Source organism: Micromonospora sp. 15K316 (genome assembly GCF_004348525.1).
Lineage (GTDB): Bacteria > Actinomycetota > Actinomycetes > Mycobacteriales > Micromonosporaceae > Micromonospora.
The window spans coordinates 47,602-61,933 of the sequence record NZ_SMKG01000005.1 but is presented as its reverse complement, the minus strand read 5'-3'; the positions used below and the strand labels follow the sequence as shown (position 1 = coordinate 61,933).

General features: G+C 71.4%; 15 protein-coding genes. 5 read left to right on the top strand and 10 right to left on the bottom strand.

The window, feature by feature from the left end; genetic code table 11:
• Positions 1-96 precede the first annotated feature (96 nt).
• From trxB to E1211_RS02735, 3 genes are all read left to right on the top strand, one after another.
• The gene (gene trxB / locus E1211_RS02745) at positions 97-1,050 is read left to right on the top strand and encodes a thioredoxin-disulfide reductase (protein ID WP_132345022.1); all 954 of its coding nucleotides are present in this window, start codon (positions 97-99) and stop codon (positions 1,048-1,050) included.
• 31 nt (positions 1,051-1,081) lie between these two features.
• Positions 1,082-1,405, top strand: a complete 324-nt coding sequence (trxA, locus tag E1211_RS02740; protein ID WP_132345020.1) for a thioredoxin — start codon at positions 1,082-1,084, stop codon at positions 1,403-1,405.
• 147 nt (positions 1,406-1,552) lie between these two features.
• On the top strand, positions 1,553-2,719 hold the full coding sequence (locus E1211_RS02735; protein ID WP_132345018.1) for an N-acetylmuramoyl-L-alanine amidase: 1,167 nt from the start codon (positions 1,553-1,555) through the stop codon (positions 2,717-2,719).
• Positions 2,720-2,729: 10 nt separating this feature from the next.
• Here the strand turns inward: E1211_RS02735 and E1211_RS02730 are convergent, their stop codons facing one another.
• A complete protein-coding gene (locus E1211_RS02730) occupies positions 2,730-3,395 on the bottom strand; it encodes a GNAT family N-acetyltransferase (RefSeq protein WP_132345016.1) in 666 nt (221 codons plus the stop codon).
• Between the two features lie 283 nt (positions 3,396-3,678).
• Between E1211_RS02730 and E1211_RS02725 the strand changes: the two genes are divergently transcribed.
• Both E1211_RS02725 and E1211_RS02720 read left to right on the top strand, forming a co-directional pair.
• The gene (locus E1211_RS02725) at positions 3,679-4,989 is read left to right on the top strand and encodes a PLP-dependent aminotransferase family protein (RefSeq protein WP_132345014.1); all 1,311 of its coding nucleotides are present in this window, start codon (positions 3,679-3,681) and stop codon (positions 4,987-4,989) included.
• A 7-nt stretch (positions 4,990-4,996) separates the two neighbouring features.
• Positions 4,997-5,995, top strand: a complete 999-nt coding sequence (locus E1211_RS02720; RefSeq protein WP_132345012.1) for a D-alanine--D-alanine ligase — start codon at positions 4,997-4,999, stop codon at positions 5,993-5,995.
• Positions 5,996-6,190: 195 nt separating this feature from the next.
• Here the strand turns inward: E1211_RS02720 and E1211_RS02715 are convergent, their stop codons facing one another.
• From E1211_RS02715 to rpmH, 9 genes are all read right to left on the bottom strand, one after another.
• Entirely contained in the window at positions 6,191-7,231 is a 1,041-nt protein-coding gene (locus E1211_RS02715; protein ID WP_243709306.1) for a hypothetical protein, read from the bottom strand.
• A 649-nt stretch (positions 7,232-7,880) separates the two neighbouring features.
• The gene (locus E1211_RS02710; protein WP_132345010.1) at positions 7,881-8,894 is read right to left on the bottom strand and encodes a ParB/RepB/Spo0J family partition protein; all 1,014 of its coding nucleotides are present in this window, start codon (positions 8,892-8,894) and stop codon (positions 7,881-7,883) included.
• Between the two features lie 27 nt (positions 8,895-8,921).
• Complete coding sequence (locus E1211_RS02705; protein WP_371686116.1) at positions 8,922-10,154, bottom strand: AAA family ATPase; 1,233 nt, start codon at positions 10,152-10,154, stop codon at positions 8,922-8,924.
• A gap of 410 nt (positions 10,155-10,564) precedes the next feature.
• A complete protein-coding gene (gene rsmG / locus E1211_RS02700; RefSeq protein ID WP_243709310.1) occupies positions 10,565-11,275 on the bottom strand; it encodes a 16S rRNA (guanine(527)-N(7))-methyltransferase RsmG in 711 nt (236 codons plus the stop codon).
• Between the two features lie 148 nt (positions 11,276-11,423).
• Positions 11,424-12,032, bottom strand: a complete 609-nt coding sequence (locus E1211_RS02695; protein WP_132345006.1) for a R3H domain-containing nucleic acid-binding protein — start codon at positions 12,030-12,032, stop codon at positions 11,424-11,426.
• Positions 12,033-12,244: 212 nt separating this feature from the next.
• Complete coding sequence (gene yidC / locus E1211_RS02690) at positions 12,245-13,219, bottom strand: membrane protein insertase YidC (RefSeq protein ID WP_132345004.1); 975 nt, start codon at positions 13,217-13,219, stop codon at positions 12,245-12,247.
• Positions 13,216-13,461 carry a membrane protein insertion efficiency factor YidD gene (gene yidD, locus E1211_RS02685; protein ID WP_207915192.1) on the bottom strand — a complete coding sequence of 82 codons (246 nt, stop codon included), beginning with the start codon at positions 13,459-13,461 and terminating at the stop codon, positions 13,216-13,218. The genes yidC and yidD overlap by 4 nt, the downstream gene beginning before the upstream one ends.
• A 44-nt stretch (positions 13,462-13,505) precedes the next feature.
• Complete coding sequence (gene rnpA / locus E1211_RS02680; RefSeq protein WP_132345000.1) at positions 13,506-13,919, bottom strand: ribonuclease P protein component; 414 nt, start codon at positions 13,917-13,919, stop codon at positions 13,506-13,508.
• A gap of 37 nt (positions 13,920-13,956) precedes the next feature.
• Positions 13,957-14,094 (bottom strand): 50S ribosomal protein L34, encoded by a 138-nt coding sequence (gene rpmH / locus E1211_RS02675; RefSeq protein WP_007073824.1) that lies wholly within the window; start codon positions 14,092-14,094, stop codon positions 13,957-13,959.
• Between the last annotated feature and the right edge of the window lie 238 nt (positions 14,095-14,332).

The following is a 14,332-nucleotide window of genomic DNA, read 5'->3' as shown; positions in this document are numbered from 1 at the left end:
TTTCGCAAGTAGCTGCCGGCACCGTCAGGCGCCGGTGACTCGGATCGGCATCGTGCGCGCGTCGATGCCGAAACACACACAACTCGGGAGACGGCAGTGGACGAGGTCCGCAACCTGATCATCATCGGCTCCGGGCCGGCCGGTTACACGGCGGCTGTCTATGCCGCACGCGCCAACCTGAAGCCCCTCATCATCGAGGGCGTGCAGTCGGGTGGCGCGTTGATGACGACGACCGAGGTGGAGAACTTCCCCGGCTTCGCCGACGGCATCCTCGGCCCCGAGCTGATGGACAACATGCGCAAGCAGGCCGAGCGGTTCGGCGCCGAGTTCCTGACCGACGACGTGACCCGGGTCGAGCTGGTGGACACCGGCGACACCGGCTCCGGCGCGGTCAGCACCGTCTGGGTCGGCGAGACGGCCTACCGGGCGCACGCGATCATCCTCGCCACCGGTTCCGCGTGGCGGCCGCTGGGCGTGCCGGGCGAGCAGGAGTACCTCGGCCACGGTGTCTCCTCGTGCGCGACCTGTGACGGCTTCTTCTTCCGCAACCAGCACATCGTCGTCGTCGGCGGTGGCGACTCGGCGATGGAGGAGGCGAGCTTCCTCACCCGCTTCGCCGACTCGGTCACCATCATCCACCGGCGTGACTCGTTCCGCGCCAGCAAGATCATGGCCGACCGGGCGCTGAACAACGACAAGATCAAGGTCGAGTGGGACACCGTGGTCGAGGAGGTCCTCGGCGCCGACGGGAAGGTCACCGGCGTGCGCGTCCGCAACGTGCACACCGGGGAGGTCAAGCAGCTCGACGTGACAGGTGTCTTCGTGGCGATCGGCCACGACCCGCGTAGCGAGCTCTTCCGCGGGCAGGTCGAGGTCGACGACGAGGGGTACGTGAAGGTGCAGGCTCCCAGCACCCGGACCAGCGTGCCGGGTGTGTTCGCGGCCGGCGACCTGGTAGACCACACCTACCGGCAGGCGATCACCGCCGCTGGTACGGGCTGCGCCGCCGCCCTCGACGCCGAGCGTTTCATCGCGACTTTGCAGGGCTGAGAACGGAAACAACCCCCGGAGGAGGGCCATAGTGGGAACAACCAAGGCGGTCACCGACGCGAGCTTCGTCAGTGATGTGCTGCAGGCCGACAAGCCGGTGCTGGTCGACTTCTGGGCGGAGTGGTGCGGCCCGTGCCGCAAGGTGTCGCCGCTGCTCGAGGAGATCGCCGGCGAGATGAGCGACCAGGTCACCATCGTCAAGCTCAACATCGACGAGAACCCGGAGACCGCGCGGGCGTACCGGGTGATGTCGGTGCCGACCCTGACGATCTTCAAGAACGGCCAGCCGGTGCAGTCCATCGCCGGCGCCAAGCCGAAGGGCGAGCTGCTCAAGCTGATCGAATCGGCGCTCTGAGCACCGCTTACGCCGCGACCCCGTACCCGGTTGACCTGGGTGCGGGGTCGCGTTTTTTCGCCGGGCGAGCCACCTCAGGGGGCCGGAACGCATAACCTCAAGCACGGGCCGCCCGGCCAGCCAGCATCCGTGCAGAGGGGGTCGTGCGTGCGTCCGATCCGTCCCGGTGACCGCGGGCCTGCGGTCACGGAGATCCGTACGGTCCTGGCCGGGCTCGACCTGCTCCCGCCCGGGGACGCCGCGCAGCTCGACGAGTTCGACAGCACCACCGAGCGGGCGGTACGCGCCTTCCAGCAGTCCCGTGGTCTGAGCGTGGACGGCCGGGTCGGTGCGGAGACGTGGCGGGCCCTGGAGGCCGCCCGCTGGCGGCTCGGCGCACGCACCCTCTACCACGCGGTACCCGAGCCGCTCACCGGCGAGGACGTCCGCTCCCTGCAGGAACGCCTGCTGGAGATGGGGTACGACGCGGGTCGGGCGGACGCCATCTACGGCATCCGGACGTCCCGGGCGGTGGCCCAGTTCCAGCGGGAGGTCGGGCTCACCCCGGACGGCGCGTGCGGGCCGCACACCATGAACGCGCTACGCCGGCTCGGCCGGAAGGTGGTCGGCGGGCGCCCCCAGTGGCTTCGCGAGTCCGACGCGATACGCCAGTCGGGCCCGACCCTCGTCGGCCGTACCGTGGTCATCGACCCCGGGCACGGCGGCACCGACCCCGGCGTGGTGGTGCCGGACGGGACGCTGCGCTGGACCGAGGCGGACCTGGCGCACGACCTGGCGAGCCGGCTGGAGGGGCGGCTGGCGGCCTCCGGGGTGCGGGTGCAGCTCACCCGTGGCCCCGCCCCCGGCGAGTGCCTGCCGGACACCGACCGGGCCCAGCTGGCCAACGCGCTCGGCGCCGACGTGTTCATCTCGTTGCACACCGACGGGCACGTCAATCCGGCCGCCGACGGGGTGGCGACCTACCACTACGGCACCGACAACGGGGTGACCTCGGCGACCGGTGAGCGGTTGGCGGGGCTCGTGCAGCGGGAGATCGTGGCGCGTACCGGGCTGCGGAACTGCGGCACCCACGCCAAGGCGTGGGACCTGCTCCGGCTGACCCGGATGCCGGCGGTCCGGGTCGAGGTCGGCTACCTCACCTCACCCACGGACCGCGCCCGGCTGGTCGACCCGCGGTTCCGGGACCGGGTCGCCGAGGCGATCGTGGCCGCCGTGCAGCGGATGTACTTCCCGATCGAGCGGGACGTGCCGACCGGTTCGATCGACGTCAGCGAGCTACGGGCCGTGGTGGCGGCCGGTACAGTGGTCGACTGATCGGGCCGGCTCAGCTCGTGCCGGACCGGGTGGCCGCGGCGGGTCGGACGGGACGGAGCAGGCTCTCCGGGCTCATCGAGCCGAGCAGCTTCTCCAGCGCGTACTCGACGTCGGACTTCCAGCTCAGCGCGGTGCGCAGCTCCAGCCGGAGCCGTGGGAAACGGGGATGCGGACGTACGGTCTTGAAGCCGACGGAGAGGAAGAAATCGGCCGGTGCGACGCAGGCCCGGGAGTCCTCCGGCGCGTCACCGAACTTGGCGTCGCCGAACGCCTCGATCGCTTTGATCCCGCGCTTGGTGAGGTCCCGCGCGACACCCTGTACGAGCATCCGCCCCAATCCACCCCCGGCGAAGGACGACACCACGTTCGCCGTCATCAGCAACACGGCGTCGGCGGAGACGGGCGAGGTGGGAAAGGCCATCGAGCGGGGAACGTACGCCGGCGGGGCGTACATGACGAAGCCGGCCGGCATGCCGTCGACGTAGGCGAGCTTGCCGCAGGACCCCCACTCGAGCAGCGTCTGGGAGACCCAGGCCTCCTTCTCCAGACCCGGATCACCGGCCGCGCAGGCCCGATCCGCGGAGACCGGATCCAACTCCCAGTAGACGCACTGTCGGCAGGGACGCGGCAGGTCCTCCAGCGTGTCCAGGGTCAGGCTGACCAGACGTCGCGACATTGGCGCACCCCACACTAGGCTCGGCGGTGAACCGGCACGGAACGACAGCGCCGCCTTCCTGCCCCCGACGAGCGATCGTACGCCGCCGCCCGACCGTTCGGGAGGGGACGCGCATACGCCCCCTCGCGCGGGTGACCTGTCCGGGGAGTGGACGCACCTGATGTCCGGTGCCCAGTTCGGCGAACCCGGTCTAGGATCGAAAATCGGCGTCCCCTGCCGCCATGGTCGCCGGTGTCCGGGGTACGCCGGAACGGGATTCCGCCTTAGCGATCGAGGTGATGTCATGGCCGGCACGACGCTCGACGACTACACCGACCGGTACGCCCGGCGCGTCCGGGGCATGACGGCCTCGGAGATCCGGGCCCTCTTCGCGGTGGCGAGTCGTCCGGAGGTCGTGTCGCTGGCCGGAGGCGCCCCCTACATCGCCGCGCTGCCGCTGGACGCGGTGGGCGAGATGCTCGGCCGCCTCGGCTCCGAGCACGGCGCGACCACCCTCCAGTACGGCATCGGCCAGGGCACGCTGGAGCTGCGCGAGGGGATCTGCGAGGTGATGGCCCTCTCCGGAATCGACGCCGCCTGCGGCGCGTCCCCGGAGGACGTGGTCGTCACGGTCGGCGGGCAGCAGGCGCTCGACCTGGTGGCCCGCCTCTTCCTCGACCCGGGCGACGTGGTGCTCGCCGAGGGCCCGACCTACGTCGGTGCGCTCGGGGTGTTCCAGGCCGCCCAGGCTCAGGTGGTCCACGTGCCGATGGACTCCGACGGGCTCATTCCGGAGGCGCTGGAGACCGCCATCGCCGAGCAGGCACGCGCTGGTCGGCGGGTCAAGTTCCTCTACACCATCCCCACCTACCAGAACCCGACAGGCGTCACGCTGACCGAGGAGCGCCGGGAACGAGTCCTCGACATCTGCGAGCGCGCGGGCCTGCTCGTGGTCGAGGACGACCCGTACGGTCAGCTGGGGTTCGAGAGCGAGGCGCCGGCGCCGCTACGGGCCCGTCGGCGGGAGGGCGTGTTCTACCTCAGCACCTTCTCCAAGACCTTCGCTCCCGGCCTGCGGGTCGGCTGGATCCTCGCGCCGCACGCGGTCCGCGACAAGTTGGTGATCGCGAGCGAGGCGCAGATCCTCTGCCCCAGCGGGTACGCGCAGGCGGCCGTGTCGACGTACCTCAACACCATGCCGTGGCGGGAACAGCTGAAGGTCTACCGGGAGGTCTACCGGGAGCGCCGGGACGCCCTGCTCGACGCGCTCACCGACCTGATGCCGGCCGGCACCAGCTGGACCAAGCCCGGTGGCGGTCTCTTCGTCTGGGCCACGCTGCCCGACGGGCTCGACTCGAAGGCGATGATGCCGCGTGCCGTCGCGGCCCGCGTCGCGTACGTGCCGGGCACCGGTTTCTACGCCGACGGTTCCGGCGGCGGCCACATGCGGCTGAACTTCAGCTTCCCGCCCCCGGAGCGGATCCGAGAGGGCGTGCGTCGGCTCGCCGGGGTGATGGAGCAGGAGATCGCGACGCGGCAGGTCTTCGGGGCGGTACGTGGCGAGGGTCCCCGCCGCCGGGCCGGCTCAGACGCGCCGGGGCCGGCCTTGGCATGATTCCGGCATGGCTAAGACCGCTGCCGACCGTCCCGAGCTGACCGAGCCGGCCGCAATCGACGACCTGCACGTCCTGGTCCTCGCCGGCGGGCTCTCGTACGAACGGGACGTTTCGCTGCGCTCCGGCCGCCGGGTGCTCGACGCGCTCCGGACCGTCGGCATGGACGTCGAGCTCCGTGACGCCGACATCGCGCTGCTGCCGGCGTTGGCCGCCGACCCGCCGGACGCCGTCGTCATCGCCCTGCACGGTGCGACCGGGGAGGACGGATCACTGCGCGGTGTCCTCGACCTCTGCGATGTCCCGTACGTCGGCTGTGACGCGCGGGCGTCTCGGCTCGCCTGGGACAAGCCCTCGGCGAAGACGGTGCTCCGCGAGGCGGGCATCCCGACCCCGGACTGGGTCGCGCTGCCGCACGACCGCTTCTCCGAACTGGGCGCGGTGGCGGTGCTCGACCGGATCGTCGACCGGCTCGGCCTGCCGTTGATGGTGAAGCCGGCGCAGGGAGGTTCCGGCCTGGGCGCGGCCGTGGTCCGGGAGAGCGCCGCCCTACCGGCCGCCATGGTGGGTTGCTTCGCGTACGGCTCGACCGCGCTCGTCGAGCGGTACGTGCCGGGGATGGACGTGGCCGTCTCCGTCATCGACCTCGGCGACGGCCCGCAGGCCCTGCCGGCGGTGGAGATCGTGCCGCGGAACGGCGTCTACGACTACGCCGCCCGGTACACCGCCGGTCGGACCACCTGGCACGCGCCCGCGCGCCTCGACTCGGGGGTCGCGACGAACGTGGCCGAGGTGGCCCTGGCCGCACACCGCGCCCTGGGCCTGCGCGACCTGTCCCGGGTCGACCTCATCGTCGACGCCGATGGGCGGTCGCACGTGTTGGAGGTCAACGTCTCGCCGGGGATGACCGAGACGTCGCTGCTGCCGCTCGCCGTAGCCGCTGCGGGCCTCGACTTCGGGCGGGTGCTGAGCACGCTCGTCGCCCGCGCCGCCGCCCGACGGCCCTGACCCGCTCGGCTCTGCACGGCCGCCCCTCTCGGCTCTGTACGAGCCTCTGAAGCGCCCGCCGCAGGCTGCCTTCCCCGCTGAGTCGAGTTGTCGCGGTGGTCGCCGAGCGGCGGCTGCCGGGTAGTCCCCACGCCGTCGCGCCGGCCGGTGCGGTTCGTACGATCCGGCGATGCGGCCGGTCGAGCAGTAGTGCGCCTAGTTGGTGATCGCCGGCTTCGCCGCCGGTACGTCTTCGTCGGAGCGTCTCGGCGACGGCACCTTCGGCTGCTGTCCGGCCTCCTCGGTCAAGGCGCTCTCCACGGGCGTCACACCCTCCGTCGCCGCCTCGATCCCCAGGTCCTCCTCGTCGGTCCGGTCGCCGGGCTCGTCACCTGCGGAGCCCGCCTCGGCGTCGCCGCCGTCCGCGCCGTCCGCGCCGCCCAGACGCTCGTCGGGCGCCGAGCCGTGAGCGTCAGCGGGCGCGAAGCGGTGAGCGTCAGCGGGCGCGAAGCCGTCGGCAGCGGCAGTGGCAGAGGCAGCGGTGGAGGTCTCGTCGGCGGGCGGAGTCTCCTCGGCCGCCTCGATCACGGAGATCTCCGGCACGGCCTCGGTATCGGTGGCGGGGAACGACGCGGTGATGCTGGACGGGGCCTGCCACTGAATCCGGGGCGGCTCCGCGAGTGGACGGCCGCCGAAATCGGCCAGCCAGGCCGCCACCATCGCGAGGTTCTCTCGCCACTTGGTCTCGGGGATCGGCGGCAGAATCGAGTCCCAGAGGGACAGGAACGTGCCCCGCAGCTGGAGATAGCCGCGCGGGCGGGCAAGGAACCACAGGTGCAGGTGCGCCGAGCCGTCGCCCCACCGATTCACGTGCACTCGAGCCACATCGTCCAGCGACCGGATCGCGCGCTCCAGCCGTACCGTCATCACGCCCAGCTCGGCAGCGAGCAGGTTCGGCAGGTCGCCGAGGTCGAGGTGGGATCGGGACTCCAGGATGAGGACCATCGGCAGACCGGTGGGCCGGTCCATCGCTCGTACCCGCCACCGCTCGCCGACCCAGATGTAGGCCTCGTCGGGAGCGCTGCAGGTGACGCACTCCCGGTTGCCCTCACCCTTGCGGGGCGGCTCGACCGGGACCGGATCGTCGAGTTGCTTGACACGAAGATCGCCCTCGAAGGGGAACGAGGGCCACTGGGTGAAGTCCGGAACTGCGGGAGGGGTGTCTTGCACGAGGCTGACCCTAGTCGAGTCCGGCATCGCTGTCCCTACCCCGCACCGACCGTTGTGGCGGCCCCTCCAGAGCCCTTCCGTTCGCTCCCGAACCGGTCTCGAAGCCCGGGCAGGTGGTCCCGGGACCGAGATATCCACAGGCACTCGAAGACCCGCCGTTCGGCGGTAATCCACAGGTACGCAAGGGGTTCCACGCGCTGTTTCACGTGAAACGGCAGTCGCCTGTGGATAACCGGTGTGGATAAGTTCGCCCACCGCCGTCACTCCGCACCCGGCACGTTCCACGCACCCCGGCGGTCCCCGTTTCACGTGAAACAGCGATCGCGTTGGCACCGAGAAGGTGACCCTGGATGGCGTCTTCCACCTGAACTCCGGGACGAGGTGGTAGCGGCCGGTCCACTGAACCGGGTCGACTGCGCTCGCCCCATGCGGAATCGACCGACACCCCCGAAGCCCGGCCTGATCGCCGCGGGTCCCCCCGCTGCGGCGGCGCACGCCCGGTCCAATCTGATCGCCGTGGGTCGCGCCGACGGGAGGCAGGGCCCGGCGGCACGAACAACGGCCGGCAGACCCGTCAGTGGGACAGGGGCGCAGGGACGGCATTTCAGGGCCCGACCCCGTCAGCACGACGGCCGCACACCCCGGCAGGGATGTGCGGCCGTCGGGCTCGTTCGGGTCAGGACTCGGTCGGCTCCTCGCCGACGCCGATGATCCCGACGATCCGCTCCAGGTCGTCGACCGTGGCGAACTCGATGGTGATCTTTCCCTTGCTCCGGCCGATGTCCACCTTCACCCGGGTGTCGAACCGGTCGGACAGCCGGTCGGCCAAATCGTTGAGGGCCGGTGCGTGCGGCTTGGTTCGACGGCTGGCCGCCGGGGTCTTCGCGGGCCCGTCGCTGAGGGCAAGAGCCACGATCTCCTCGGTGGCGCGTACCGAGAGACCCTCGGCGACGATCCGCTTGGCCAGCTGCTCCTGAGCCTCGGAGTCGTCGAGGCTCAGCAGGGCGCGGGCGTGCCCGGCGGAGAGGACACCGGCGGCGACCCGCCGCTGCACCTGGGCCGGGAGGTTCAACAGCCGGATGGTGTTGGAGATCTGCGGCCGGCTGCGCCCGATCCGGCGGGCCAGCTCCTCGTGGGTGGCCCCGAACTCCTCCAGCAGCTGCTGGTAGGCGGCCGCCTCTTCCAGCGGGTTGAGATTCGCCCGGTGGATGTTCTCCAGCAGGGCGTCCCGGAGCATCGCGTCGTCCCGCGTGTCCCGCACGATCGCCGGAATGTTCTCCCGGCCGACAGCCTGGGCCGCACGCCACCGGCGCTCGCCCATCACCAGCTCGTACTTCTCGTCGTCGAGCTGGCGTACGACGATGGGCTGGAGGAAGCCGACCTCCTGGATCGAGGTCTTCAGCTCCTCCAGCGCCTCCTCGTCGAAGACCTGCCGGGGCTGCTTCGGGTTCGGCACGATCGCGTCGACCGAGATCTCGGCGAACCGCGCGCCCGGGACCGGACTCAGCGTCGACTCGGGCTGCGGCGGGGCGACCGGGGCCTCCGGGAGCGGCGCGCCGTTGACCGCCGCCTCTGCGGCCGGCAGCCCGCTCGCCGGCTCGGCGAGATCCGTTCCGGTGCCCGCTACCGGGCCGGTCGGAATGAGCGCCCCCAGGCCTCGACCCAGGCCGCCCCGAGGACGGTTCTTCATGCCACGCCTCCAGACGACTTCCCCGCACTACGCATTCCGGCCCACCGGTTCCTTGACGCCGCGCTCGGCGATCTCCTGGGCCGCCTCGAAGTAGCTCGTCGCTCCCCGCGACCCGGGATCGTAGGTCATCACCGACTGCCCGTAGCTGGGCGCCTCGGAGACGCGCACGTTCCGCGGAATCACCGCCTGGAGAACCTTGTCGCCGAAGTGGTTACGGACGTCCTGCTCGACCGCGTCCGCGAGGCGGGTACGGCGGTCGTACATGGTGAGCAGGATCGTGGAGACCTCGAGCCGCGGGTTGAGGTGCTGGCGGACCAGGTTGATGTTGTTGATGAGCTGGTTCAGCCCCTCGAGCGCGTAGTACTCGCACTGGATCGGGATGAGCACCTCCTGCGCGGCCACCAGAGCGTTCACGGTGAGCAGGCCGAGCGAGGGCGGGCAGTCGATGAAGACGTAGTCGAAGTGACCCGGGTACGCCTCGATCGCACGGGAGAGGCGGGACTCGCGGGCCACCACGGAGACGAGCTCGATCTCGGCACCCGCTAGGTCGATGGTCGCCGGTACACACCAGAGGTTCGGAATGCCCTCGACGGGCTGGGCCACCTCCTCCAGCGGCAGGCTGTTGATGAGGCAGTCGTAGACGTCCGGCACGCCGGTGTGGTGCGGCACGTTCAGTCCGGTGGAGGCATTGCCCTGGGGGTCGAGGTCCACCACCAGCACCCGATTGCCGTGCAGCGCGAGCGCCACGGCCAGGTTGACGGTGGTGGTCGTCTTCCCCACCCCGCCCTTCTGGTTCGCGACGCACATGACCCGGGTCCGCTCCGGTCGAGGCATCGTCACCTCGCCACTGGGGTTCAGGATCTGCACGGCGCGCATCGCCTCCATTGCCAACGGTGGGTCATCATCTTCGGCCGTTTCACGTGAAACGTACGAGGGGTCAACCGGCTCGGCCTCGTGCGGCTCGACCGGAACGGTGGGGGCGTCAGGCGATACGGCCGCGTCCCGTACCGCGTCAGGGGTGGGCTGCTGCGGGACGGCCTGCTCGAATCGGGCCGACGCCGTGGAGTTGCGCCGGGTGCCGGCGGACCGTGAATCCGATGGCGCGTTCACCGGCCGAGGTACGGAGTCGGCCGGGCGGTTCGCCGGCTGATCCGGCCCGGACCCGTCGGGGGACCAGGCGGGGTAGCTGGTTTCACGTGAAACATGGTCGTTGGCCGACCTGTTCGCTCGTGGGTCGTCGTACCTACCGTCGTCATGCACCTGTCATCCCTGCCCGCTCCGGATGGTCGGTCCGCACCCGTCAACTGGCCACACCCGCGTGCTTCGGCGGTGTCCGTAGCCAGCGGGAGCGGCCGGGACCGTCAACGTCCGTCGCCATCCGCTCCACACTATCGACGCGCGGTCAGCCTACGGCGCACGGGCGCGACCGGTCCACGTCGGGTTCTCATCCCTTCCCTCCACCCGCACCGGTTCAACGACCAAGGCACCGGACGGGAAAGGCTTATGCCACAACGGAACCGCTGGTCAGCCGAGGGGGCGTGGCGCGCCGCACGCAGTGTCCGACGCAGCGGCGCGGCGGATGCGTTTTCGGTCGCCGAGGGCGACAGGCGTCACAGCTGGAGCAGTCGTCGGGGTCGGCGATCCTTGCGGCTACCGTCAGGGCCGCCCCGTCAGCGACGGCGAGAGCGTCCGCCGCGCGACCGCTTGCCGGCCGCCGCACCTGTCGTGCCCACGACCCGCTCCCGTACCACCTCGACGACAGTGGTCGGCGGATCGATCACGCCGACGCCGCAGAGGTGCACGGCGGGTTCCCCGCCGCCCAACTTCGCCACCGCAGCCGCGTGCTCGGCGATCTCCTCGGCGGCCGACGCACCCTTGAGCGCGACCAGCCGCCCGTTCGGCACGGCGAGCGGCAGGCACCAGGCCGCGAGCCGGTCCAGCGGGGCGACGGCGCGGGCGGTGACCACGTCGGCGCGCAGTGGCGCCACCCCGGCCGCACCCGCCGCCGCTTCTTCGGCTCGGCCACGGAACACGCGGACGGTCGCGCCCAACCCGAGCCGCTCCACCGCCTCGATCAGGAACGAGGTGCGCCGGGCCAGCGGCTCCACCAGCGTCACCGCGAGGTCGGGACGCGCGATCGCCAGGACCAGGCCGGGGAGGCCGGCACCCGATCCGACGTCCAGCACCTCGACGCCCTCCGGGATCCGCTCGGCGACCGCCGCGCAGTTGAGCAGGTGGCGGTCCCAGATCCGGGGCGCCTCGCGAGGGCCGATCAGGCCGCGGATCACCCCATCGGTGGCGAGCAGCTCGGCGTAGGCCGCGGCCACGTCGAGGCGGTCACCGAAGAGGGTGCGGGCCGCCCCGGCCAGACCGGCCGGCAGGACGGCGTCGGTGGGGTCGGCTGCCTTCGCCGCACTGCCGTCGGGCTGCGCGCCGGCAGGACCGACGGAGGGTACGCCGGGCCGGACAGCCGACGGCCCGGGTGAGGTACCACCCGGGCCGGTCGGGAAGTCGTCGTGAGTCACCCGGTCAGTCCGCCGGTCGGACGACGATACGGCGGTTCGGCTCGACGCCCTCCGACTCGCTCTCCACCCCGGCGATCGCGTTGACCACGTCGTGCACGCACTTGCGCTCGAAGGCGGACATCGGCTCCAGCCGGACGGGCTCGCCGTACTCCTTCACCTTCTCGACCGCGTTACGGGCCACGGCGGCGAGTTCCTTGCGCCGGGTGGCCCGGTAGCCGCCGACGTCGAGCAGGAGCCGGCTCGGCGAACCGGTCTGGCGGAAGACGGCGAGCCGGGTGAGCTCCTGGAGCGCCTCCAGGGTGGCGCCGCGCTGGCCGACGAGGCTCTGCAGCCGGCCGCCGACGACCTCGACGACCGGACGGCCGGCGGAGACCAGCTCGTCGATGTCGCCGTCGTAGTCGAGGATGTCGAGCAGGCCCTCCACGTAGTCGGCCGCGATCTCGCTCTGCCGGAACAGGTCGCTGTCGGCCGGAGCCTTCTTCTCCCGGCCCGCGCCGTTCGCCTCCTCGGCGTCGGAGGCGGTGTCGCCGTCGGTCTCCTCGTCCACTGCCACGGAGGCGGTCTCCTCCTCGTCCAGCGACTCGTCGGCGCGGGGGATGCTGGTATCGGTCACGGTCTCATCTCCGTACTCGCTCGGCCGGACCGTCGGGTCCGTTGGTCTCCCGAGGCCCGGCGGGAGGTCGCCGGTGCCACGGGCACGTCTGTACGGGCAGTTTCGCCCGCGCCCGCGTCTCGCGCGGTGCGTTCCGCCCGGCGCCGGCTGTACGGCGGCCGCTCGGTGCGGAAACGGGCCGCCGGCGGTCTCCCGCGGCGGCCCGCATCACGTCAGCCCTGCCGCTTGGCGGGGCGCCCCTTCTTGGGGTTGGCCGGCTTCGCGCCCGGCTTCGGGGCGGCGACCTTCGGCGCGGCGGCCTTGGTCGGCGGCTGCGTGGCCGGCTTGCGACCGAAGAGGCCAGCGGTCTTCGCCGGCTGCACCGGGTTCCGGGCCGAGGTGGTGGTCTTGGCGGTGACCGGCGGCGGGTACTTGCGGAGCACCCACTGCTGCTGGCCGAGGGTGAAGAGGTTGTTGGTGACCCAGTAGATGATCACACCGATCGGGAAGATCGCACCCGAGACGAGCAGCGAGAGCGGGATGCCGTAGAGCATCAGGCGCTGGATCATCCGCTGCTGCGGGTCCTCGGCCCAGCCGGTCTTCAGGATCATCTGGCGGCTGGTGAGGTAGGTGGTGCCCATCATCACCAGGACCAGGACACCGGCGATGATCTTTACGGTGGTGCCGTTCGCGCCCAGATTGGCCAGTTCAACGGGCGTCGAGCCGAACTTGCCGGAGATCGGCGCGGTGAAGAGCTTCGCGTTGGAGGCGCTGTTGAACTGATCCGCCGCCCAGCCATACAGCGTCTTCTTGTCGTTGGTCGGGTTGAGCCGCTTCAGCACGTGGAAGAGGCCCAGGAAGACGGGGATCTGGAGGAACATCGGAAGGCAGCCCATGAGCGGGTTGGCCTTTTCCTTCCGATAGAGCTCCATCATCTCCTTCTGGAGCGTCTCCCGGTCACCCTTGTGCTTCTCCTGCAGCGCCTTGACCTGCGGCTGGAGCGCCTGCATGGCGCGCTGCGACTTGATCTGCTTGACGAAGACCGGGAAGAGGATCACCCGGACGGTGACCACCAGGAAGATGATCGCCAGGATCCAGGCGAAGTTCGTACCGAGAACGGCGTCGACGGGCACTCCGATGGCATCCCAGGCCGAGTGCCAGGTCAGCAGGATCCACGAAATCGCGTAGTAGACCCAGTCGAGACTCAATTCGGAGCTCCAGTCACATCGGCACGGCGGCGACCGCCCGGCTCCGGTACCGGGTCATGTCCACCTGGGTGGAAGGGGTGGCATCGCAACAACCGCCGGACCGCCAACCAGGTTCCGCGGGCCGCGCCGTGCCGGGACACCGCCTCGAGGGCGTACGCACTGCACGACGGGTAGAACCGACAGCGGGCCGGCAGTGCCGGACTTATCCAACGACGGTACGCGATGATGGGCCCGATCAGCACACGGGCGGCCAGGCTGCGGGGCCGGGACGCGGCCGAACCGACGCTCACCGACGCCGCCTTCGGGGCGCCTGGGCGGCGGTGATCGCGGCGTCCAGGTCGGCACCGAGCCGCAGGTAGGAGACCTCGGCCGCCTCGGGGAGCGCCCGCACGACCAACGTGCTGCCCGCGGGGAGTTCGCCCAGCCGTTCCCGAACCAGGTGCCGCAGGCGGCGGCGGACCCGGTTGCGGACCACCGCGGGTCCCACCGCCTTGGATACGACGAAGCCGGCGCGAGTCGGCGCGGAGGAGTCCTCCGCACCGGCTTCCCGCGCCGGCTCCGGCGATGTCGGCGTCGCCGCCTCCGGGGAGATCGGCAGGGTCAGGTGCACCACGACGGCACCACGGCCGGCGCGTCGGCCACCCCGGACCGCTGCGGCGAACTCGCTGCTGCGCCGCAGTCGCTGCGCGGCGGCCAGCACGGCTGCCCCACGTCCCCCCGGACCTGCCCGGTCGGCCTCAGGCCGACAGGCGGGCGCGGCCCTTGGCGCGACGGGTCGAGAGGATGGCCCGCCCGGCCCGGGTGCGCATGCGCAGCCGGAAGCCGTGGGTCTTGGCACGCCGGCGGTTGTTCGGCTGGTAGGTGCGCTTGCTCACGTCAGGCTCTCCGTTGTCCTACGTCCCGGGGCCGTACGGACCCGGGAGTCGTGTGGTGGTCCAGGCCACTGCGGGGTGGCCTCCGATCGGCGCTGCCGGGCGACGCGGCACCCCGTCTGTGCGGGGGACCCACCGGGCAGCGAGCACCCATCACCCTAACAGAGGGCGTGAGAGCAGCCGCTCCAGCCTACGCAGGGGGGCAATGACCGTCAAACGGCACGCCCCCGGTCCTCGGGGA

Coding starts and splice junctions, on each gene's coding strand:
- E1211_RS02720 (WP_132345012.1), top strand. CDS start 4,997: ATGGCTAAGACCGCTGCCGACCGTCCCGAGCTGACCGAGCCGGCCGCA.
- E1211_RS02710 (WP_132345010.1), bottom strand. CDS start 8,894: ATGAAGAACCGTCCTCGGGGCGGCCTGGGTCGAGGCCTGGGGGCGCTC.
- E1211_RS02715 (WP_243709306.1), bottom strand. CDS start 7,231: ATGCCGGACTCGACTAGGGTCAGCCTCGTGCAAGACACCCCTCCCGCA.
- E1211_RS02725 (WP_132345014.1), top strand. CDS start 3,679: ATGGCCGGCACGACGCTCGACGACTACACCGACCGGTACGCCCGGCGC.
- E1211_RS02730 (WP_132345016.1), bottom strand. CDS start 3,395: ATGTCGCGACGTCTGGTCAGCCTGACCCTGGACACGCTGGAGGACCTG.